The following is a 22,564-nucleotide window of genomic DNA, read 5'->3' as shown; positions in this document are numbered from 1 at the left end:
CTTAGCCTCTTGGCAGTCCGAGCATCCGCTCGGCAATGATGTTGCGCTGAATTTCGTTGGACCCGGCATAGATCGGACCGGCGAGGGCGAAAATGAATCCGTCCAGCCAGTCAACCGGGGAAACCCCGTCCGTGCTTTGGCCGAGCAATTCGGCGCGCGGGCCCAGAATATCCAGTGCCGTCTGATGCAGTGCCACGTCCATCTCGGACCAGAAGATCTTGTTGGTCGACGATTCCGGGCCGATCTTGCCGCCTGCTTCCAACCGCGATGCGGTGGAATAGATGGACAGCGCATAAGCATCCGCATCCATCCAATGCTGCGCAACACGCTCCCCAATGGAGGCTGGGAGATTGGCCTTGTTGGCATGGTACAGTGCAGCCAGCTTTTGCGCGGCAACCTGATAACGGGCAGGGGAGCGCAGCATCAGGCCGCGTTCGAAACCGGCAGTTGCCATGCACACGTGCCAGCCCTGTCCTTCATCGCCAAGGCGGTCGGCCACAGGGACACGCACGTTGTCGAGGAAGATTTCGGCAAAGACCATCTCGCCGTCCATCCGTGCAATAGGCCGACGGGTTACTCCGGGGGCATCGAGCGGGAACAGGATCAGGCTCATGCCCTTGTGGCGTTCGCTGCCCGGTTCGCGGAAAAGGCCGAAAGCCCAATCGGCAAAGACGGCGCGCGTAGACCAGATTTTCTGGCCATTGAGCACGTATTCATCACCATCGCGCGTGCAAGTAGACCTCACCGCTGCAAGATCGCTGCCTGCGCCAGGTTCAGACCATGCTTGCGCCCAGATGTCATCGCCCGCTGCCATACGCGGCAGAAAACGCTGCTTCTGATCGTCGGTGCCGAATTCCATCATCGTCGGGCCGAGCAGGAAAATCCCGTTCTGGTTGACGCGCGTCGGGGCACCAGCGCGATAGTATTCTTCTTCGAAGATCAACCAGCGGATCAGGTCAAGCGCTCGCCCACCATAGGCTTCGGGCCATGTCACCATGCCCCATTGGCCTTGACTCAGCTTGCGTTCCCAATCGCGGTGAGCCTCAAAGCCTTGGCGGGTCAGATCGAAGGACGGAAGCTTGCCTGCGGGCACATTGGCTTCCATCCAACTGCGTACTTCGGCGCGGAAGGCCTGCTGTTCGGGCGTATAATCAAGTTTCATCAGTCGGCTTGGCTCTTGTTTGAAGCGGCGGCGGATTTGCCGCTGACCCCGGCGATGGAATCACCTTTGACCAGATCGTTCTGTGCGTGTGCAAAGTGGTGCATGTGGAACACCGCATCCATGGCGGAACGCTTTCCACGCAATTCCTCGACGTGATTGACCGACTGTTTTGTCAACCAATTGCCAAGGCGGCCCTGGCCTGCCAGCTTGTCGGCCCAAGCCGTGGTTGCCGCACGAAGTTCATCACGGGGCACAACCTTGTTTACCATGCCAAAGCTGTACGCGCGGGCAGCAGGCATGCGTTCGCCCAGCAACAGGAACTCCTTTGCCACGCGCGGCGGCAGTTCATAGGCATGGGCGAAATATTCAACGCCCGGAATACCCATCAGCGGATTGACCGGATCTTGGAAGAACGCATCTTCGCTGGCCACGATCAGATCACAGACCCATGCCAGCATCAAACCGCCAGCAACACACGCACCTTGGACCATAGCGATGGTTGGCTTGGGAATGTCGCGCCAGCGGCGGCACATGCCAAGGTACTGTTCCTGTTCGCGGGTATAAAGCAGCTCTGCGGCAGGCTTGTTGGTGTGCGGTGGCAGCATCAACCGCTTGTCGAATTCAAAATGCAGATCGCGTCCCGGCGTGCCGATATCGTGCCCGGCCGAGAAGTGTTTGCCATTCCCGGCAAGAACGATGCACTTCACCGCATCGTCATTCACCGCGCGACCAAACGCATCGTCCAGCGCGTACGTCATCTGACCGTTCTGCGCGTTGTTGAAGCCGGGGCGGTTCATAGTAATCCACGCCACGCCCTCGACAACCTCATAGAGGATCGGTTCTTCGGTTTCGTAAACCGGGTCAATCTGCCGAGGCTCTACCAGATCGGTCATGCTGCCTGCTCTCCTTGGGCCGCATCTGCTTCGTTGAGCAGAACGAGTGCGTCCACGGCTACTGCGCCTTTGCCTTCGGGCATCACCAGCAGCGGATTGATTTCAACCTCGCGCAATCGATCGCCGCCTGCAAGCACTGCTTCGCCAAGCGCTGCGATCGCTTTGGCTGCACCAGTGATGTCGGCCTTTGGCGCGCCGCGATAACCGTCAAGCAGCTTGAAGCCCTTCAGGCTGCGCAGCATCGCTTCGGCACCTGCGGCATCTACCGGCAAGAGATTGTGGCAAGCGTCTTTCATCAGTTCGGTCCAAACCCCGCCCAGACCGACCGTCAGCATCCAACCGAACACCGCATCGCGGGTTACTCCGGCAAGGATCTCAACGCCGCCTGAAAGCATCGGTTCAAAGGTGACGCCTTCGATATGCACGTTCATGGAGCGCGCCTTGGCCATCATCGCTTCGAACGCTTCAACCGCTGCGTCGGCATCCTTGATCGACAACCTGATCAGGCCGTGTTCGGTCTTGTGTGCCACATCCGGGCTGACCAGCTTTGCCACCAGCGGGAAGCCGACAGTCTGCGCGGCCTCACGCGCTTCTTCTGCGGTCTGAACCAGCGCATCATGCACCACGGGCACGCCAAACCGCGCCAGCGCATCCTTTGACTCCGTTTCCGACAACGCGGCACGACCGGCTTCGATCTCCGGCCAACTGGTGACGGGCGCGGCAGCTACCGGGGTCGGCTTGCCCCCCTTTGCCCAAGCGCCATAGGCTGAAACTGCACGTGCGGCGCGGTCAAAATCATCGAAATAACCGATACCATGGGCCGTCAGGTGCGACCGATCCGCCATGGCAAAAGTATCAATCACAATAAGCGTCTTGTCCGTACCGGCCGCCGCCTTTTCAACCTGGGGCAGGGCGCCCGTCAGGAAGGCTCCGGGCAGATAAAGCAGCAACACGTCAACATCATCAGGCTGCAGCGCAAGCTTGATGCATTCCAGCAGGAAATCATTGGAATTGACGATATTGCCGGTCAGGTCGACCGGGTTGGACACCATCGAGTGCCCTGGAATCTGTGCGGTCAATCCATCTTGCACTGACTGCGGGAAAGTGGGTGTATCACCTCCTGCCAGCGCGAGGGCATCGGCGAGAATCGCACCAGCGGCGCCTGAAATGCTCAAAACGCCGCAATTGTTACCACGGATCTTGCCTGCACCCAGCGCGTGGAGATAGGCAAGGTCGGCCAGCTCTGCCAGAGAGCCGGCGCGAGCCACACCCGCACGCGAGAACGCCGCATCATAGGCGGCGCTATCTCCGGCCAACGCTGCAGTGTGCGAACGAGTAGCCTCCGCTCCCTTTTCAGATGCACCCACCTTGTAAACCGCCAGCAGCTTTCCGGCGGCGCGGAAACGGGCAGCAGCGGTCAGGAACTTGGGTCCATCGCGCAGTTCTTCGATATAGCATACCGCAGCATGCGTGGCATCGTCACCGGCAAGGAAATCAAGATAATCGCTGAATTCGACCGCCGCTTCGTTGCCCGTGTTGATCACGTGGCTGAAGGTGACGCCAGCGCGCCGCGCCATACGGAACACCGTAGCGCACATATTGCCGCTTTGCGTCAGCAGCGCGGTGTTGCCCGCAGGTTCGCCCGGCTGGAACGATTGCCCGAACGTGGTGAAGACGCTGTCGGTGAAGTTGGCATTGCCCATGCAATTGGGGCCGGCAATCTTCATGCCCGAAGCCTTGGCAAATGTGACGAGCGTTTCCTGCCGCTGGACGCCCACTTCTTCGTTGGTTTCGGCATAGCCCGAGGCATAGGCCATTGCGGCAGGAATCCCGAGTGCGTGGCAGCGTTCAAGCATCGGCAGCGTAGCTTCGGCGGAAACCGCAACGATCACCAGATCAACCACTTCGGGGACTGATTCGATGTCCTTGTAAGCGGTCAGTCCCTGAACGGTTTCGTTCTTGGGATTAACCGGATAAATCCGCGCAAAACCTGCGCGCTTCAAAAGATCAACCGGGACGCCGCCGATGCGCGCCTTGTTGTCCGATGCGCCGATGATGGCAATTGAGCGTGGCTTGAGAAGCGGGGTAAGGCTCATGCCGACACTCCCGACCGTGCACTGGTCATGTTCAGGCTTTCTGCAAAATGGTCAGAAACTGACCAACCGTGATTGATTGGAGCTGCAGCATGGTTCAAGTTGCAGGGCATAGCATTATCCCGGCGTTCGCCGCGGACAGAATCGCCAAGGCCGGGCTTCAAGAGCCGGATTTTCCCGTGCAACACACCGCCATCCTGTCCCGTCTACATTGAAATGCGATAGCAAAGATGCATTTTGCCGGCAACAGGTTTTACCTTGCCCCCGTTGCCGATCCGCCTGCGGCGCCGTGACTTTGCCTCGGCCCTGCCTTCGGATTACAGTGGTGCGCCAGAATAAATGCACATCCCTATTGTCATTTTTTTTCCGCCGTTTCATACGCACTGGCAATCGTTCAGGGCCGATTGCACAATGGGTTTACTGGGCAGATGGGATTATCGGCCGCAACACCGTTGCAACGGTGTGACTGTCGGCATGCTGAAGGAAGACGACCATGCGCGTGATTGACCATTTTGTTGCTGGCGGCCCCGTTCCAGAGATAGCGCGCTTTGCCGATATTCTTGATCCTAACAACGGCGGCATTCAGGCGCAGGTTGCCTTGGGCAATGCTGCTGTTCTGGACATTGCCGTTGCGGCGGCATCGGCAGCGCAGCCTGCATGGGCAGCGACCAATCCGCAGCGTCGTGCGCGGGTAATGTTCCGCTTCAAGGAACTGATCGAGGCGAACATGGATGCGCTGGCGCACATGCTTTCGTCCGAACACGGCAAAGTGATCGCCGATTCCAAGGGCGATATTCAGCGCGGTCTGGAGGTGGTGGAATTCACCTGCGGCCTGCCGCACGTGATGAAGGGCGAATTCACGCAAGGTGCAGGCCCTGGCATTGATGTCTATTCGATGCGCCAGCCCATCGGCATCGGTGCGGGCATCACGCCGTTTAACTTCCCTGCGATGATCCCGTTGTGGATGGGCGCTGTGGCTGTTGCCACCGGCAATGCCTTCATCCTCAAGCCATCAGAGCGTGATCCTTCGGTGCCCAACCGGCTGGCTGAACTTTTCCTTGAAGCAGGCCTGCCTGCAGGTATCTTCCAGGTTGTGCATGGCGACAAGGAAATGGTCGACGCGATCCTTGATCATCCGGCGATTGGCGCGGTCAGCTTTGTCGGTTCGTCCGACATTGCGCATTATGTCTACAATCGCGGCGTTGCTGCGGGCAAGCGCGTACAGGCAATGGGCGGCGCCAAGAACCACGGTATCGTGATGCCCGACGCCAATCTGGATCAGGTCGTCAATGATTTGTGCGGTGCAGCCTTCGGTTCGGCCGGGGAACGCTGCATGGCACTGCCGGTGGTCGTGCCGGTGGGCCACGATACCGCAGAACGTCTGCGCGCCAAGCTGATCCCTGCAATCAACGCGCTGCGTGTCGGGATCTCGACCGACACCGAAGCTCATTACGGCCCGGTTGTCACTGCGGTGCACAAGGCCAATATTGAACGCTGGATCCAGACATGCGCCGATGAAGGCGGCGAAATCGTGATCGATGGTCGCGGCTTTACGCTTCAGGGCCACGAAAACGGCTTCTTCATCGGCCCGACGCTGATCGATCATGTGACGACTGACATGGATAGCTACCACAACGAAATCTTCGGCCCGGTGCTGCAGATCGTGCGGGCTGAAAACTTTGAAGAAGCCGTGGCGCTGCCCAGCAAGCACCAATATGGCAACGGTGTGACGATCTTTACCCGCAACGGCCACGCCGCGCGCGAATTTGCCGCCCGCGTAAACGTTGGCATGGTGGGCATCAACGTGCCAATTCCGGTGCCGGTGGCCTATCACAGCTTCGGCGGTTGGAAGCGTTCGGCCTTTGGTGATACCAACCAGCACGGCATGGAAGGCGTCAAGTTCTGGACCAAGGTCAAGACCGTCACCCAGCGCTGGCCTGGTGGTAGCGTGGGCGATCTTGCCAACGCTTTCGTCATTCCGACAATGGGTTGATCTGGTAGCAATAACTGCCCCGGCAATGGTGAAATAAGGGAAATGCGCGACATGACTTCGGCTCTTCACAGGCCCGCTCTGATTACCGAGCTTGTCGCGCAGTCCTTGAACCGGGACACTGACCGAGTCGTCATGGTTCTGAGCGATGGCCAGACGCAGACCGCCAAAGAGATGCGCGATCTTGTCAGTCAGTATCAGCAGGCGTTCAACGCCATGCAGCCAAAGCCGCTGCGCGCGGCAGTTATTGCCAAGAACCGCGTTGAAGTGCCCGCTGTGATGACGGCGCTGACGTTTGCCGGAATCGTATCGACGACCTTGCACCCGATGGGCGCGATCAATGATTACCTGTATGTCATCGAAGATGCTGAAATCGATCTGCTCGTCTATGATGATGAGCATTTTGAAGCGACTGCAGCCGAGTTGAAACGTCTGGCGCCGCGCCTCACGCATCTGATCGCCATCGGCAAGGCGGGCGTCGGCCAGTCGATCGGCGAACTTGGCGCTGGCTATACGCCAACGGCGTTGGACATTCCGGCGGCAGAGCCGGAAACGGTTGCACGCATTGCGTATTCCGGCGGCACCACGGGCAAGCCCAAGGGCATCATGGTCACGCACCGCACCATGGTGACGTCCACCATGATCCAGTTGACCGAATGGGAATGGCCTGCAGAAATTCGCCACCTGATTTGCGCACCGTTAAGCCATTCCGGCGCCGCCGTGCTCACTTCTGTGCTGCTGAAAGGCGGCGCTATGGTTGTTGTTCCCGGTTTTGAACCTGTCGCAGTCATGCAAGCCATTGAAAAGCATCGCATCACATCGGTGCTGATGGTGCCCACCATGGTGCTAGCACTGCTCGATCACCCACGCTTTGGCGAGTTCGATCTGTCCAGCCTCGAAGTGATTTTCTACGGCGCATCAGCTTTCCCCGCAGCACGCTTGAAGGAAGCCATCGAAAAACTGGGACCAATCTTCTTCCAGTTCTATGGCCAATCCGAAGCGCCGATGTCGGTTACGGTGATGCGCCGCGCCGAACATCTACCCGATGATCCGCTGCGCCTTGCATCATGCGGACAACCGACGCCCTGGAGCAGGGTTGTCCTGATGGATGATGCGATGAACCCCGTGCCCGATGGCGAACCGGGAGAAATTTGCGTCCAAGGGCCACTACTGATGGGCGGCTATCTGAACAAACCCGAAGAAACCGAAACCGTCTTTGCCGGTGGCTGGCTGCACACTGGCGATGTTGCGATCAAAGGACCGGACGGCTTCTTGCGTATCGTTGACCGCAAGAAGGACATGATCGTCACTGGCGGCTTCAATGTCTTTGCCCGCGAAGTCGAAGACGTTCTGGTTTCGCATCCTGCTGTGCGCCATGCCGCTGTCATTGGCATCCCGGATACCAAGTGGGGTGAAATGGTCCATGCCGTGGTGGTGACCGTGCCGGGCCAGACGGTTGACGCGGCCGAGTTGATTGCCCTCGTCCGCAGCCGCAAGGGTGCGGTTCAGGCGCCGAAGTCGGTTGAATTTGTCGATGCCATCCCGCTGTCAGCCGTTGGCAAGCCCGACAAGAAAGTCCTTCGCGCGCGCTACGCCGGATAACTTCCGGGCTGCGCCGCCGAAAGCGAGCCCGCATCTGCCGCCAGACAAGCTCATTTGACCTGACGGGTACGCGCGGTCTTGGCGCATTTCGTGCCGAAGCGGCCCATGATGAATAGCTCGAGCCTTTCTTCAATATCGGCGCGTTCGGGCGGGGATGAATCCCAATTGGTGTACGTCATGATCGGGTGGCTACCGAGCACGAGGTCCGAAAAAAGTTCGGCCGAGCGCGCATGGTTTTCATCAGGGATAAGGCCAGCCTTTGCCAGCCCTTCCAGCACCCGTTCGATGTTACTGCGGAAATTGGCAAAGATCGTCCGCGCCACCGATTGCATGAAATCGGGAAAGCGATTGCTCTCGGCAATCATCAGGCGCATCAAGCCAATCGACTGCTCGCGATACGTGATTGTATAGGCATAAGTCGCCATAGCCATAAGCGCATCATACAACGTATCGCCAGATTGTACCTTTGGCGGTTGCAACGCGGCTTCTGCATCGCGCGCAAAGATTACGTCGCGGAAAATCGCCTCTTTATCACCAAAGTGCTGATACAAAGTGCGCGTGGCGACGCCTGCTCCGCGGGCAATATCAACCAGCGATGTGGCCGCATATCCGCGTTCGACAAATAATTGCGTGGCAACTTCCATTACGCGAAGTTTACGCTTTTCCAGTTCGGAAGCCGTAGGTCGTCCGGCCTGGTTAAGACGCTTGCGCTTAGGCTTGGGGGTGGCAGCGCGATTAATCGTCACGATCCGGCTTTCCATCTTAGTAGCTACCACGTATGCGTCCCCTGAATTTTGTATGCAATGCGTTGCATCGCACTCAATTGTCAATCGCCTTGAACGGGCCGGCGCGGCACGATCGGGCGATGGTAGCTCAGATCATTCCGATCCCGGGTGGCAGGCAGCAATGGCCCATGGCTCGTATCGCCTGCGCATATTTGCGAGTCGCCGGGATATTCGGTCAACTGGAAATTCTTCTCGATAACCGTCACACGGCCGGCATATTTCCACACCCCGTCACGCTTTTGCAGATGGTCGATGTAACGCCCCATCGACAACAGGTGCGGGGGTTCGATATTGTGTCCGATAAAGGTGTAATACGTCTCACAATGCGCATCATCACCGATGATTTCACAGACATGATTGGACAGTCCATGATGCTGCCGAATGCTCATAGCCCGTGCATCTGCAAAGGTCACGTCGATGAAATAATCCGGCGATCCGACATAGGCGTGATGATCGTCAATCGCATCATCCCAGTAACACGATCGGACTAGGTCCCGGTCCAGTCGGTCAATACCTCGGGCATAGCGCAGCACTACGTCCCAAATAGCCTGCCGATCCAAAAGCTCAATGAGCCTTTTCTCCAGTTGCTCATCCATCTCCATACTTTCTTTTTTAACGAATGCATTCAGGTCTGACATTCTGAACCGAATGCACTCGTTCTGATGCATTCTTACGGAAGGCATATCCTTGCGCAACATTAATCTGTTGCGCGGATTTGATTGGCTTACGCCTGGCAGATGATACCCGCTTCCTGTCACCGATGCGCAGGCGGTGTGCTGGCGGATTCCACTTGGCGATTTTTGTAGAATGCGCTACGTGAGTTGCATTAATCGTGCTCGCTTCATGCTGGCGCGCACAATCCGCATTTTGTTTATGGGAGCTTTGAGCCAGTCATGCCATTTCTCAAGAACACATGGTACGTAGCGGCAAGTGCCGGTGAACTGGACGCACCGATGGTCAGCCGCACGATCTGCAACCAGCCAATCGTGCTGTTCCGCAATAGCGATGGCACCCCTGCCGCGATCCATGACCGTTGCCCGCACCGATTCGTGCCGCTGTCCATGGGCAAGCGCGTGGGCGACACCATCCAGTGCGGCTATCACGGCTTGGCGTTTGATGGCACCGGCGCTTGTGTTGATGCGCCGCATGACGACGACAGCCAGAAGGCCCGCGCCTGCATCAAGGGCTATGCCGTAGCGGAAAAGCACAAATGGATCTGGATCTGGATGGGCGAAGCGGCTGACGCGAACCCTGATCTGATCCCGGATTTCGGCTTCTTCGACGAAGAAGATACGATCGCCTGCTGCCAGGGTTATACCCATATGAAGGGCAATTATCAGCTGATCTCGGACAATCTGCTCGATCTGAGCCATATCCATTATCTGCATCCTGAAGTTCACCAAGGATCGAATTTCGAAGACTTTACCAACAAGGTAAAGCGCGATGGCGACACCGTTTATTCGATGCTGTACCGCCACCATTACCATATCGATGCGGCCAAGCGCGGGATGTTCGGCCTGGGCGAAGGCCCGGAAGATGTTGAGGGTCAGGGCCATTCGCGTTGGGACGTGCCGGGCGTACTGTTCGTCGACACGGCATTCTGGGATCATGGCAAGACCATCGATGAGGGGTATCGCACCCCCAATGCGCACCTGATTACGCCGGAAACCGAAACCAGCAGCCACTATTTCTGGGGTTCCGGCCGCACGTACATGCTGGACGTTCCGCAGGTAACCGAAATGGCCGCTGCAGTGATGAAGAATGTCTTTGAAACACAGGACGGCCCGATGATCGAAGCGCAGCAGCGCGACATGGGCGAGTCCACCGACTTCCTGAATCACAAGCCGATCATTCTGAAGGCCGATGCTGCTGGCGTGATGGCCCGCCGCATTATGCAGCAGAAAATCCGTGCCGAAGCTGGCGAAACCATTCTGCAAGACGCTGCCGAATAAGGCGAAGTTTGACCGGCCAGAGTGCTCTTGGGCACCTTGGCCGGTGTAACGCAGGTCCGGACTGGCCTTATCCTGATATGCCAGTGGCATGGCTGGCCTCTTAGCGCTGACATGACAAGCTTGTGTCTTGTCGAGCAGCGCGAGACTTAGACAATATCAAACCGACAAAATTGTTGAACAATCCTTGGGGTTTGCGAGATGGAGCAAGTAGAGTTTCAAGGATTCGGCGGCATTGCGCTGGCGGCCACCGCTTTCGGATCGCCAGAGAATCCTCCGGTCTTGTTGCTGCCATCGCTTGGGCAGGTCCGTGAGTTCTGGTTTGGATCGGCCAAAGCGCTCGCGGAAGCTGGCCGTTATGCCATCTGTGTCGATCTGCGTGGCCATGGCGATAGCGGCCATTCCCCCGACGGACACTATGAACTCGATGCCTACATCGGCGACTTGCGCGCGGTTCTGGCATCATTGTCAAGCCGCGCCGTGGTCGTATCTGCCGGTTTGGGCGCGCGCGTGGCCATGCTGGCCGCGGGTGAGGGCGCACCGCATCTGGTCACGGGATTGGCGCTGGTCGATACCAATATCTGGGTAGAACAGGCCGTGGTTGACCGTTTGGGCGGAGCAATGGCGTTGCGCACAGCCAGCTTCGATGATCCGTCTAAGATCGTCGACGCGATTTCGGCGGCCTATCCCAATGAACCGCGCCCATCGCTGACCGAACGGACAATGGCTGCCTATGCACAAGGCAGCGATGGACAATATGCTTGGCGTGGTGATGTGCGGGCCTTGGCCGCCGCTTCATTGCCCGATCTTGAAGAGCGGTTGAGCGAGGCTGCTGCACGGCTTGCAGCACCGGTCACGCTGATCAGAGGATCGCTGAACGAAACGGTTTCTGCCGAAGTCACACAGCGTTTGTGCGCACTGATTCCAGGCTCGGAAATTGCCGAAATCGAAGGCGCAGGACACTATGCAGCGTCTGACCGCGAAGACGATTTCAATGCAATCCTCCTCGACTTCCTTGAGCGTAAGGCTCCGCGCCAGCCACTGACGTTCATTCGCGGATCAGAACCGCGTGTTCTGCGCGACGCACTGGGTTGTTTTGGAACCGGTGTAACGATCGTCACTACGATCAATGAAGATGGCGAACCTATCGGCCTTACCGCCAACAGCTTTACCTCGGTATCGTTGGACCCGCCGCTGATCCTGTTTTCGCTTGCGCGTTCTTCTGCCAACCTTGAAACCTTCGAAAAGGCTGGAAAGTTTGCAGTGAACGTTTTGCATATCGGGCAACAACCTGCCGCAGGCCGCTTTGCCACGCGCGGCGTTGCCCGCTTTGAAGGCATTGTCTGGTCGCAGCGCGATGAAGGCGGTTCGCCATTGCTCGAAGGGTCACTGGCATCATTCGACTGCACCACACATGCCATCCATGACGGTGGTGACCACCTGATGTTCGTGGGCCACGTTGATCATGCGACGTTCGAGCCGCACCGAGATCCCTTGTTATATTTCCGTGGCAAGTTCCGGCGTCTCCATTTCGCCTGATATTGCCGCCAATACCCGCAACGACGTGCAGTATCGTGCACGGAAGACCAAAAACACGAGGATGTTCGACCAAAAAGGTCGAGACAGAGGGATTGCTTAGATGACGCAGATTTTTGAAGGTGTCCGGGTTATCGAACTGGCGCAGTATGTCTTCGTGCCCGCAGCCAGTGCGTTGATGGCCGATCACGGTGCCGAGGTCATCAAGATCGAAACGCCGGGAACGGGTGATCCGTACCGCACGCTCAAGATCGGTGACGGGCGCGAAACCGCGACGGCCAATCTGGCGATGGAACAGAACAACCGCGGCAAGAAGAGCATCGCTCTTGACCTCAAGAACCCTGAGGGCCGCGAAGCCTTGCTCAAGCTGATCGAAACGGCAGACGTCTTCATCACCAGTTTGCGCCCGCTTGCGCTTACCGGCCTGAAGCTTGATCCGGCAGACCTGTTCGCCCGCAATCCGCGCATCATCTATGCGCGTGGCAACGGCCTGGGCTTCAAGGGTGAAGAGTTCAACAAGGCTGGCTACGATGCTTCGGCATTCTGGGCACGCGGTGGCTTTGCCGATCTGCTCACCGCGCCAGACGCCGATGTGCCAACCCGTCCACGCCCGGCGCTTGGTGATCATACCAGCGCCATTTCGCTGTTTGGCGGCATTTCGGCAGCGCTGTTCCGCCGCGAACGCGATGGCAAGGGCGTTGTGGTGGAAACCTCGCTCCTGCAGAACGCCGCTTGGGTGCTCAGCTCGGACTTGTGTTATTCGCGCAATAACGATGCCTATGATCCCCACGCCGGATTTGCCAACGGCCACAAGGCTCCGCTGATGCGCGCCTACAAGACCAGCGATGGCCGCTTCATCCAGCTTATGCTGCTTGCACCGGACAAGCCTTGGCCAGAACTTTGCGAAATGATCGGCCAGCCAGATCTCGCAACCGACCCACGCTTTGCCACCAATCCTGACCGGATCAAGAATGGCGCAGAACTTTGCGGAATTCTCGACACGGCCTTCCGCGCCAAGCCATGGGCAGAATGGGCGCCGCTGTTCCTGGCATGGAACGCACCGTGGGAATTGATCAGCAACCTCAAGGAACTTGGCGAAGATCCACAGCTCAAGGCTGCTGGAACCGTGTTCAAGATGCCGCTCAAGACCGGCGAAATCGTTGACGTGATCGCTGGCCCAATCGGCTTTGACGAACAGTGCGCACCGTCCGCCCCGCTATGTTCGCCAGCCTTGGGTGAACACAGCGACGAGGTGCTGACCAGCATCGGGTTCAGTGCCGAAGACCTCGCCCGCCTGCGCGCCGCCAACGTGGTCGGTTAAACAACCCTGCAATCATCAGGAATTGAGGACAGATATGCACAAGATGGTCGTGCTGGCGAAAGCCGTTGAAGGTCAGGTTGAAGCGCTGGCAAAGTGGTATGACGAAACCCATATGAACGACCTGCTGGCCGTTCCCGGCCTCGTCACCGCTGAACGCCACAACCTTGTCACGCTGAAGCAGCCCGAAGGCACCCCGAAGTGGGACTTCATGCTGATCTATGAACTGGAAGGTCCCGATCCGATGGTGGTTCTTGGCAATATGGCCAAGGCTCAACCCGTCATCAGCGACCTGCTGGAAAGCAGCTCGACCTTGTCGGTTGTGGGCATTTCACACGGCGTGAAAGCCGAAGCATAATACAGATCGGGCGCGGGGCAGCGTAACGACGTCAGCCCCCCGCCTGATTTCACGCAATCATCTGGCGGCCATCGGCAGATGCCAGCGCAATACCGTCAATCAGGCGGGCCAGACGTCTTGCAGTATCGAAGTCCGGCACAGAACGTGTACCACTGCGCACATCTACCAAAAACCGCGCGTAACTTTCCGAAACATTGACCGATGCGCCTTTGAGGCCGGGAACAGTGGCGTTTAGCGGCGTGACGCCCGCCCAGCTTGTTTCCAGAAACACCGGGCCGGCCTGATAATCTACGGGCACCCCGACACGATTGGCTCCGAACAGGCGTATCCATCCGTTTTCACCTTCAAGCGTCAACGAAAACGGCGTGGTGGACGATCCTCCCGCAATTTCCAGCGTCGAAACGCACCCGCCGTCATGCTGCCCCAGCACCATCATGTGATCGGCGCAGGTCCGCTCAACTTTTTCATCGGTGCCCGATACCCGCACTTGTTTACGCAGAATCGAATTGCGCGCGTCCACTTCGCAATACCGCCCCGCCAGTGCCTCGATCAGGGCAAGGGTGTGACCACCCGGAATTGACTCTAGCGTTGCTCCGTTCTGCCGGTCTTGCAGGTAGGCATAGAACGGCGGCACTTCTGCCCCCCAGGCCACAGATGGCGAGGTGATGCGCATGATCCTGAGCGCACCCAAGGCCCCACTGGCGATCAGGCTTTGCGCATGACGCACTGCAGGCGACGACAAACCCTGCAACCCGATCATCGCATGGCTGTTTGCTGGAACGGCTGCGGCCATTTCATCGGCTTCGGCAGCGGTCCGGCCTAGCGGCCATTCACACAACACATGTTTTCCAGCATCCAGCGCCGCCATGACGAGATCGCGATGTTCGGGCACGCGGACTGTCACCAGTACGATATCAACTGCAGGAGACCGGACAAGCGCCAGCGAATCACCGAATGCCTGCTGGGCACTGAAAGCCACGCGCGCTTCTTCGGCCAGTGCTTGCGTGCGCGCTGATACCGCGCTGATTACCAAGTCATCGGGAAAGCAGCGGATCGATGGCAAATGGGCCGAAAGCGCCCAACCACGACTGGCATTGGCCCCGACAATTCCGACCCGCAATGGGGCATCACGCGACACTGCGTGAGGCAGGGTGATGGCGTTCGTCGAGGACATGGTGATTCTCCAGAAAAGGGCGAGTGAACGACCCTTTGTATACTATTACGTAGGCGTATGATCTTGTCGTATAGACACACACACTCCAGGTACAGGCCGAGTGCGTTTCATCTGCCGAGTTTGAGAACTTCTGTGGGCGGCACGGGCCGCTGTGTCATCTGCGGGGCCAGCGCACCAAGGAAGCCGCAGATGGCCTTCTTCAACACGGCCTTGGCGCTTTGGTGATTGCGCTTCCAGACAAAGTCCGTGACCGTACCAAGCATCAATTCATGCAGGATAGATCCCGCAATATCGGCCTCGACTTTGTCCACGCCCTGCTGTTGCAAAAGGATGCTGTAGAAAGAAACGGATCTCTTGTTATATTCGAAGAATAGGGTGTTCGATTTTTCATGGACCGAAAAGCCATTGGTCAAACGTTTGATATTGAAATTGTTCTGCCGGTGAAAATCAAACATTGCATCAATGGATACGTCGAAAAATGCATGGATGTTGTCCTGACCGGAATTGCGGATCAGGACAAATTTGGACATATCCTTGAAATATCCGTCCAGAAGACAGGAAATCACTTCCTGACTATTGCCGAAATGCTCATAGACAACGGGTTTGGCTGCGCCAGACAATTCGGCAAGGGCTGACATCGTCAAAGCCCCAATGCCATCTCGATCAATGATCTCATAGGCGATCTTGAGCAATTGTTCGCGTCGCTCAGCCTTAGGCATGGGCCGTCGCACGGCAGTGGCTTTAACAGGCGTGGAAATGGTCGGATGCCTTTTGGCCACTGTAATCATACCCTTCATTTACCCGAAAACACCGCAGCATAAGCGCACCACGCCGTTGCTGCCCCGCTCTGGGGCAATCACCTTTGCAAACCGTAGCGCGACATGCAACTCTTGCTTGATCACTACACCAACGTAGGTGTAGTTTATGTCATTGCAAGCGTTGATTTGCATTCAAAACCAGGAAGGATTGCCAGTGAGCACGGATATACCGCTCGGAAATGATCTGACAGGGCAAGTCGCCATTGTCACGGGTGGCGGGCGCGGCATAGGCCGGGCTATCGCGCTGGGTCTGGCCAAGGCTGGTGCAGCCGTCATGGTCAGTGCAAGATCCACCAACGAGATCGAAGAAACCGCCGAGATGATCCGCGCCGCAGGGGGCAAGGCCACAGCCTGTGCCGCCGACGTATCAGACCTTGCCGCCGTCAAGGCGATGCTTGCTGCTACAGAAGCCGAACTTGGCGCGCCGTCCATTCTGGTCAACAACGCCGGTGGCGGCGTTCCCGGCAGTAGCGGTCCGTTCGAAAAGATCGAGCCTGAAGGCATCACCGCCGGGATCGAGCGCAATCTGGTTGCCGCGATGATCCTGTCACGGCTGGTCCTGCCCGGAATGCTGGAACGCAAACGTGGCCACATCATCAATGTCGCCAGCGGTGCCGGGATGCTGGGCATGCCCTTTATCGCACCCTATAGCGTCGCCAAGACAGGCGTGATCCGCTTCAGCGAAGTGCTTGGCTTTGAAATGCTTGGACGCGGGGTTGCGGTTTTTGCCATCACGCCGGGCAACGTGCTGACCAAGCTTACGCAGCCGATGATGCCCGCGCTCGACACCATGATCGAAGCCATGCCGGCAGGCGCACCGTGGATATATCCTCCCGGCCATGAACTGGAACCGGTAGGCTGGTATCCGCCAGAACGCGCCGCCGATCTTTGCAACTTCCTGGTTTCCGGAAAAGCTGACGTCCTGACCGGCCGCTTCTTCTCGGTCCATTATGATGAGGCAGCTATTCTGGCCAATGCCGAACGTGTTGTGGCGGATGAGCTTTACACTTTGCGCGTCCCAACCTTGAACGGCCTTGAACCTGCGCTTTACTATCGCAATCCCGAAGACGTCCGCGCCAGCGCAGCCGCCAAATAGGATGAACGGGCATCTGGCCGGAACGGGTGGCGACGCCGGGCAACCGCACCGCCGCTGTTGCGTTCCGACCAAGCCTTGACCGGGAGACCGAATATGTCACTGACCATTCCCGCCGCACTGGAACCCGTGCTCGGCAACATCTACCCGCACCGGCCCCGCGTCTTGTATATCCTCAAAAAGCGCGCCGATGTTAATGACACGGATTTTACAGCAGCGCTTCATGCGTGGCGCTGCCAATGGTCTGTCGAAATCGGTTTCGGCAGCGTGGTGGTGCGCGCTGGCGCGGCCATGACGGACCAGCAGGAAGTCATCAGCGGCCGGTTTCGCGCAGGCGGTATCGAAGTGTCGCCTTATGACGGCTATGTCTCGCTTGATCTTGAATGCTATGCGCCCACCGCAACAGATTTTGAACGCCTGTTCGACCTTGCCAAAGGCTGTCTTCATTCGCTTGAGGGCGTGATCGACAAAGCGGCCACCATCGCCTTTGGCGGTGTCACCAATATGGTCATCCCCGGCAATGGTCCGCTTACCATGATCCTTGTGCTGGATCGCGTGGACGGCCTTTCGCTTGAGGATTACAACGCATGGTGGGTGCATCACAGCGACGATCATCGCCGCTTCAATCCTGCGCAGCTGGGCTACAACCAGTTGCACAACGCACCCGAATTCAACGCCTTGGCCGCGCAAGCCGCTGGCGTTACAACCACTACGCTGTGCGTGGTCGACATCATGTACCTGGCCGATGTCCATGATGGTTTCCCCAAACCCGGTGGCCGCTCTGCCGAAGATGCCCGCGCCATGTCGGTTGAAATTGGCACACACGTATCGTTCGCAACGGTCTGTGGAAGCTACTTCAAGGAACTGTAAAGCGCATCCCAGCACCGACCAGCCTAACAGAGGCTATTGCACGTTGCGCTGTGCAATAGCCTCTGGCGGGTGGGGTTGGTTCGTGCCATGAAAGCCAGCTGCGGCCTTGGCGCTGCAATGAACGACGGGTGCATAAAAGAGGAAGCCGCCGGGTGGATTTGAGGCAGATGCGGCAATTCGTGGCAGTAGCCGAAGAGCTGCATTTTGGCCGCGCCGCAGCCCGCCTCAACATGGCCCAACCACCACTGAGCCAAGCGATCCGCCGACTGGAAATCAGCCTTGGAGTTGATCTTTTCGACCGGTCCAAACGCAATGTTGAATTGAGCGCTGCGGGCGAGGTATTCCTGATCGAAGCGCGGCGCACCCTGCTTCAGGCCGATGTGGCACGCAAAATGGCGCAACACGCCGCAGCAGATACGCCCGAAGTGCGCATCAGCTTCATAGGACCGGCGCTTTATCAAGTGCTGCCCGAAATTCTGGTCCGGTTTCGCGCCGCTGTGCCCAATGTGCATGCGCGCCTGTTCGAACTGCCCACGCCACAACAAATCGGCGGCATCATCGCGGGCGATTATCACATCGGGTTCATTACCCACGGCATTCGCCACGAAGGCTGCGCCAGCAAACTGGTTGAGCGTTCGGGGTTTCTTGCCGCCGTGCCGGCCAACTGGCCACTGGCCAAACGCAAGACGATCAGTCTGGTGGAATTGGCAAAGCATCCGTTCATCATGCCACCGCGCAAATATTCCGAACAATCCGAAACACTGAACCTGTTCAAAAGCGTGGGCGTTATCCCCATGATCGAACAGGAAGCCAGCCAGACCAGCACCAGCCTCAGCCTTGTGGGTGCAGGGCTTGGCTGCAGCCTGGTGATGGCCACAGCTGCCCTGCAAACCGCACGCAATGTTGCCTTTTTACGTCTTGAAGACGATCTGCCCAATGCGCGCTGGGAACTGGCCATGGCCTGGCACCCTGACCATATGAGCGCCGAGACGTCGCTGTTTCTTGACCATGCCAACGGCTATCTCGAAGCCAATCCGCAACTCCTTGAAACCAACGCCTATCTGGCGTGGCTTTAGAGGATAAGCACTTGGACGGACCCTGCTAATGACACAATTCAATCCCGCACCCGTTACACTGGCTGAAGTGCTTTCGCCGGAATGGCTCAGCACGATGTTAGCCGCACGTTGGCCCGGAACGGTCGTGCGCGGCGTCGAAGTGGTCGAAGTGCTGGCCACGCAGGCCACCAAGGCACGCATTGCGCTGGATATTGCAAGCGAAGGGAAGGGCGGGGGCGGCACTGTACCAACCCGCCTGTGCATCAAGGGCGTGTTGACCGATACCGGCGCGGTGCCATCTGCCTCGATTGTCGAAACGCTGTTCTATCGCGAAGCAGCCGCTGGCCTGCCTGTATTGGTCCCCGGATGCATTCACGCCAGTCTTTCTGCCGATGGAACGCGCGGGGTGATCGTGATGAACGATGTCATCGTTGCAGGGGGGCGCTTCTGCACTGCGCTGGAACCCTTCACAGCCGACGAAGCGGCCGATGGCCTTGCTGCGCTGGCGCGGCTGCACGTTGCCAGCCAACCCGGATCAGCCGCATTCGGCTTTGGCTGGGCGCGCAGTTTTCTCGATCAGATTTCAAAGCAGCCGATCATTGCGCAAGACGCGATGCAAGCCTTGCTCGATGGTCCGCGCGGTGTTCTGTTGGCTGCGGAAACGCGCGATGCGGGACGTTTGCAGAAGGCGCTGGAAGCGCTTGCCGCAGACGTGCGCGCGGGGCCTTTGTGCCTTGTCCACGGCGATGCCCATGCAGGCAACGTCTACCGGCAAGCTGACGGTGCGCTGGGCCTGGTGGATTGGCAGATCCTGCAAAAGGGCAGTTGGGCGATGGATGTTGCCTATCACCTTGCCGCCGTGCTGACGCCAGAGGTGCGCCGCGCCAATGAACGCCGCTTGCTGGCCGAATATTGCGCGCAGCTTGCCGCGCTGGGCGGCCCTGCGATCAACGCCGATGATGCGTGGCGCGCTTATCGGGTTGCGATGATTTACGGCTATTACCTGTGGGCAATCACCCGCAAAGTTGATGCCGATATCACCAATGCCTTCGTGCATCGCCTGGGCACGGCGGCACAAGATCTTGAAAGCTTTGCATTGCTGGGCGTCTGACGCCCAGCAATGTCTTTGCCATCAAATCCGGTCGAGAAGTGCTGCGGTCCGCCGTCCGGCTTCGGCGTTCTTCACTGAATCCGGCATTTCGCGCAGTTCGATCATGCGGACCGCCAGAACTTCCATCTTCAGGCAGGCAAAAGCCTCATACCATTCGATGTCAGCTGCTGATTTGCCGGAAACTTCGCTCCACAGTGCAATGGTTTCCTCGCGGCTGCCCATGCCTTCCAGAGGGGTAATGCCTTGCGCGATGGTCTGGTTGTGATCGCATTGCAGCCACCAGCCCAGATCGTGAAGGGCTCCGCCCAGTCCCGGCTGTTCCCAGTCCATCACGGCTGAAACCTTGAAATCCGGGCCGATCATCATGTTGCCGATCCGCGAATCGCCCCAGACAATCCCTTCAGGCCGGTTCGCCGGCTTCATTGCCAGCATCCGCTCGAACGTATCGCGCAGGAATGTCCGCTCACCCTTTGGATCGACCCACGCGATGAAGCGCTGCCAACGGTTCACTTCCTGATCGAAGCCATCCGGGCCGCCCGGCAGTTCAAGGAATGGCGCTTGGGCTACCGGCACCAATTGGATCGCAGCAAGCTGGCTGACTGCGCTTTCCCACAAAGCGCGCCTGTCGGCAGGGGAGGTGTCCACCAGCCACCCCGATTTGGAATAAGGTGGATAGCTGACCGTGACCCGACCCTGCACCTTCTCCATGACAAAGAACGCCGCGCCCAGAATTGATGGATCAGATTCAAACCACAGTGGTTTGGCCACGCGCACCGCGCCATGATCGTGCATCAATTGCATGATCTGGTATTGCGGGACAAACAGATCGTCGGGATAAACCGTCTTGGTGGTCGGCTTGATCCTGACAACCAGGCCTTGCGTTTTTTCCGTGCCACCCTCATGCCAAGTCGCATCGAACAGGATCGTTTCGTGCGACATGCCCGCACCCAACGGGTAGCTGAGATTGTGGATGCGCAGATCATTGACGCCGTCAATGCGTTGGCCAAGCCAGTCGGCCAGAATGGCGGAAAGATCACCAAGATCGCGCACATTTGGCGCAACGATTGCGGGCGATGAAGTATTGCTCATGCGCTTGCTTGTGCTTGATCTGCAAAAAGCGCGATCACGGCAGGCCGGTCCACCTTCAACGAAACCGTCTTGGGCAGTTCATCGACGAACTTCCAATGCACGGGAATGTATGTTGCCAGCACCCGTTCGCGCAGAAATGCCTCAAGCTCTTCAATCGAAGGCTGTTGCGCACCGGGCTTCAGTTCCATTGCCACGGCTGGCACCTGACCCAGACGGCGTTCGGCAATACCTACGGCTGAAACTGCAGAAATTGCGGGATGGCCCAGCAGGGCTTCCTGAATTGTTTCCGGCAGAATCTTGAAACCGCCCCGCATGATTGCGCCATCGGCACGGCCACGCAGGAACAGGAAGCCGTCTTCGTCCAGAACGCCAACATCGGACGTATGAATCCATTCAGGCCCCATCTTGGGCGAGACCACTTGCAGCAGGCCTTCCTGACCGGGGCCGAGGATTTCACCGGTTTCCTGATCGACAATACGGATTTGCGCGCCGCCAAACGGCCTACCGACGCTGCCAAACTTGCTCTTGCCAAATTCGGCATAGAGATCTGGCGACATCGCGCAGACCGGCCCGCCAAATTCGGTTGCGCCATATGACAGCAGAACCGGGATGCCGTAGCGTTCTTCAAACGCACTTTGCACGCGTGGATCAAGTGGGGCCGCTCCGGTGCTGAAGTACTGGATCGAGGCCAGGTCTTCCTTGGGAATGCCGGCATCCAGAATCATCTGTACCGCAGCTGCCGGAGTGCCGTTTGATGTCGGACGGTATTTGACAATATACTGGTGCCAGTCCTTCACGGAGAACCGATCAATCACGATCAGTTTCAACCCGTTCAAAACCGAAGGCAGAATGCCGAACAGGCCGGAGATGTTGCCAAGCGGATAGTACAGCAGCGCAGGTGGCAGTTCTACTGCATTGGCATCCTTGCCGAACAGCGCCATCGTGCCGCCCGTGAAATAAGTTCCCAGCATCTCATGCTTTACGGCAAATGGCTTGGGCTTTCCGGTTGTGCCACTTGTCAGAATTTCGATCTGCGGTTCGGCAGGAAGGGCGGCGGGCAGGGCAGCTGTCGATCTTTCGAACCCGGCAATATGGGTTGCGTCCATTTCCGTTATCGAAATGGCAGCCGCACCGCGGGCACGAATGCCCTCCAGCACTTCCTCTTTCAATTCCCGCTCGGTTGCCACCACGATGGATGGCTCCATCATTTCGATATCGCGCACAATCCCTGCGGGGGATTGGAACGGATAGACCATGCGGATGGTGCGGCCTGTGCGAATAAGCGCAAGGAAAGCGCCAATGGCCGAACCCCGGCTGCGCGCAATGAACACCACCGGACCGTTTTGCGGACCGCCCGATGCATCGATCAACGTGGTAAGCTTGTCAGCAAGGGCAACAACTTCGTTCCAGCTGTACCAGCGTCCTTCGAACTCCAGGGCTGGTTCATCAGACCTGCGTTCCAGCACCTGGGCTGCCAATTGCGAAAGCTTGTTCATATTCTCTCCACTGGAGGGCGTCCCTCCTGGTCCGGCTGCAAGCCGACCATTGGCCACCTTTTAATTTGCACCAAACGTATTGCAATGCCGCATGCGCATATATCACGTCAGATTTCCGACATTTGTGCAGCGGAAAGGTGCGGCAAGGCAAGCTGTTTCGTGCGCGCGGACG

Annotated in this window: 19 protein-coding genes; 10 read left to right on the top strand and 9 right to left on the bottom strand. The window is 58.1% G+C overall.

Annotated elements, in window-relative coordinates:
- Position 1 precedes the first annotated feature (1 nt).
- The 3 genes from RM192_RS17525 to RM192_RS17515 are packed head-to-tail and all read right to left on the bottom strand — an operon-like array spanning position 2 to position 4,151.
- On the bottom strand, positions 2-1,162 hold the full coding sequence (locus tag RM192_RS17525; protein ID WP_311508930.1) for an acyl-CoA dehydrogenase family protein: 1,161 nt from the start codon (positions 1,160-1,162) through the stop codon (positions 2-4).
- On the bottom strand, positions 1,162-2,055 hold the full coding sequence (locus tag RM192_RS17520) for an enoyl-CoA hydratase (protein WP_311508929.1): 894 nt from the start codon (positions 2,053-2,055) through the stop codon (positions 1,162-1,164). The genes RM192_RS17525 and RM192_RS17520 overlap by 1 nt, the downstream gene beginning before the upstream one ends.
- Complete coding sequence (locus tag RM192_RS17515; RefSeq protein ID WP_311508928.1) at positions 2,052-4,151, bottom strand: acetate--CoA ligase family protein; 2,100 nt, start codon at positions 4,149-4,151, stop codon at positions 2,052-2,054. Before RM192_RS17515 ends, RM192_RS17520 begins: the two co-directional genes overlap by 4 nt.
- A 490-nt stretch (positions 4,152-4,641) precedes the next feature.
- Between RM192_RS17515 and RM192_RS17510 the strand changes: the two genes are divergently transcribed.
- Together RM192_RS17510 and RM192_RS17505 are read left to right on the top strand one after the other, a co-directional pair.
- A complete protein-coding gene (locus RM192_RS17510) occupies positions 4,642-6,141 on the top strand; it encodes a CoA-acylating methylmalonate-semialdehyde dehydrogenase (RefSeq protein ID WP_311508927.1) in 1,500 nt (499 codons plus the stop codon).
- Between the two features lie 51 nt (positions 6,142-6,192).
- Complete coding sequence (locus tag RM192_RS17505) at positions 6,193-7,740, top strand: AMP-binding protein (protein ID WP_311508926.1); 1,548 nt, start codon at positions 6,193-6,195, stop codon at positions 7,738-7,740.
- 50 nt (positions 7,741-7,790) lie between these two features.
- Here the strand turns inward: RM192_RS17505 and RM192_RS17500 are convergent, their stop codons facing one another.
- Together RM192_RS17500 and RM192_RS17495 are read right to left on the bottom strand one after the other, a co-directional pair.
- Entirely contained in the window at positions 7,791-8,516 is a 726-nt protein-coding gene (locus RM192_RS17500; protein WP_311508925.1) for a TetR/AcrR family transcriptional regulator, read from the bottom strand.
- 50 nt (positions 8,517-8,566) lie between these two features.
- On the bottom strand, positions 8,567-9,163 hold the full coding sequence (locus RM192_RS17495) for a nuclear transport factor 2 family protein (protein WP_311508924.1): 597 nt from the start codon (positions 9,161-9,163) through the stop codon (positions 8,567-8,569).
- 255 nt (positions 9,164-9,418) lie between these two features.
- Between RM192_RS17495 and RM192_RS17490 the strand changes: the two genes are divergently transcribed.
- The 4 genes from RM192_RS17490 to RM192_RS17475 all read left to right on the top strand — a co-directional run bounded on the left by RM192_RS17490 (position 9,419) and on the right by RM192_RS17475 (position 13,686).
- A complete protein-coding gene (locus RM192_RS17490; protein WP_311508923.1) occupies positions 9,419-10,477 on the top strand; it encodes an aromatic ring-hydroxylating dioxygenase subunit alpha in 1,059 nt (352 codons plus the stop codon).
- A 198-nt stretch (positions 10,478-10,675) separates the two neighbouring features.
- Entirely contained in the window at positions 10,676-12,013 is a 1,338-nt protein-coding gene (locus RM192_RS17485; RefSeq protein ID WP_311508922.1) for an alpha/beta fold hydrolase, read from the top strand.
- 100 nt (positions 12,014-12,113) lie between these two features.
- Positions 12,114-13,331 (top strand): CoA transferase, encoded by a 1,218-nt coding sequence (locus RM192_RS17480; protein ID WP_311508921.1) that lies wholly within the window; start codon positions 12,114-12,116, stop codon positions 13,329-13,331.
- A 34-nt stretch (positions 13,332-13,365) separates the two neighbouring features.
- Entirely contained in the window at positions 13,366-13,686 is a 321-nt protein-coding gene (locus RM192_RS17475; protein ID WP_311508920.1) for a hypothetical protein, read from the top strand.
- Between the two features lie 49 nt (positions 13,687-13,735).
- On the opposite strand, the gene RM192_RS17470 is transcribed toward RM192_RS17475, so the two are convergent.
- On the bottom strand, positions 13,736-14,860 hold the full coding sequence (locus RM192_RS17470; protein ID WP_311508919.1) for a Gfo/Idh/MocA family oxidoreductase: 1,125 nt from the start codon (positions 14,858-14,860) through the stop codon (positions 13,736-13,738).
- A 107-nt stretch (positions 14,861-14,967) separates the two neighbouring features.
- Positions 14,968-15,657 carry a TetR/AcrR family transcriptional regulator gene (locus RM192_RS17465; protein ID WP_311508918.1) on the bottom strand — a complete coding sequence of 230 codons (690 nt, stop codon included), beginning with the start codon at positions 15,655-15,657 and terminating at the stop codon, positions 14,968-14,970.
- A gap of 175 nt (positions 15,658-15,832) precedes the next feature.
- Between RM192_RS17465 and RM192_RS17460 the strand changes: the two genes are divergently transcribed.
- The 4 genes from RM192_RS17460 to RM192_RS17445 all read left to right on the top strand — a co-directional run bounded on the left by RM192_RS17460 (position 15,833) and on the right by RM192_RS17445 (position 19,807).
- Complete coding sequence (locus RM192_RS17460) at positions 15,833-16,774, top strand: SDR family oxidoreductase (RefSeq protein ID WP_311508917.1); 942 nt, start codon at positions 15,833-15,835, stop codon at positions 16,772-16,774.
- A 93-nt stretch (positions 16,775-16,867) separates the two neighbouring features.
- Complete coding sequence (locus tag RM192_RS17455) at positions 16,868-17,641, top strand: hypothetical protein (RefSeq protein ID WP_311508916.1); 774 nt, start codon at positions 16,868-16,870, stop codon at positions 17,639-17,641.
- A 167-nt stretch (positions 17,642-17,808) separates the two neighbouring features.
- Positions 17,809-18,717, top strand: coding sequence for a LysR substrate-binding domain-containing protein (locus tag RM192_RS17450; protein WP_311509233.1), 909 nt, complete (start codon positions 17,809-17,811; stop codon positions 18,715-18,717).
- 28 nt (positions 18,718-18,745) lie between these two features.
- Entirely contained in the window at positions 18,746-19,807 is a 1,062-nt protein-coding gene (locus tag RM192_RS17445; protein ID WP_311508915.1) for a phosphotransferase, read from the top strand.
- Between the two features lie 21 nt (positions 19,808-19,828).
- On the opposite strand, the gene RM192_RS17440 is transcribed toward RM192_RS17445, so the two are convergent.
- Positions 19,829-20,896 carry a phosphotransferase family protein gene (locus RM192_RS17440; RefSeq protein WP_311508914.1) on the bottom strand — a complete coding sequence of 356 codons (1,068 nt, stop codon included), beginning with the start codon at positions 20,894-20,896 and terminating at the stop codon, positions 19,829-19,831.
- Positions 20,893-22,392, bottom strand: a complete 1,500-nt coding sequence (locus RM192_RS17435) for a fatty acid--CoA ligase family protein (RefSeq protein ID WP_311508913.1) — start codon at positions 22,390-22,392, stop codon at positions 20,893-20,895. Before RM192_RS17435 ends, RM192_RS17440 begins: the two co-directional genes overlap by 4 nt.
- Positions 22,393-22,564: the final 172 nt, after the last annotated feature.

This window comes from Novosphingobium sp. MMS21-SN21R, assembly GCF_031846015.1.
Taxonomy (GTDB): domain Bacteria; phylum Pseudomonadota; class Alphaproteobacteria; order Sphingomonadales; family Sphingomonadaceae; genus Novosphingobium.
The sequence above is the reverse complement of the archived record's forward strand: the minus strand, read 5'-3'. Positions and strand labels throughout refer to the sequence as shown.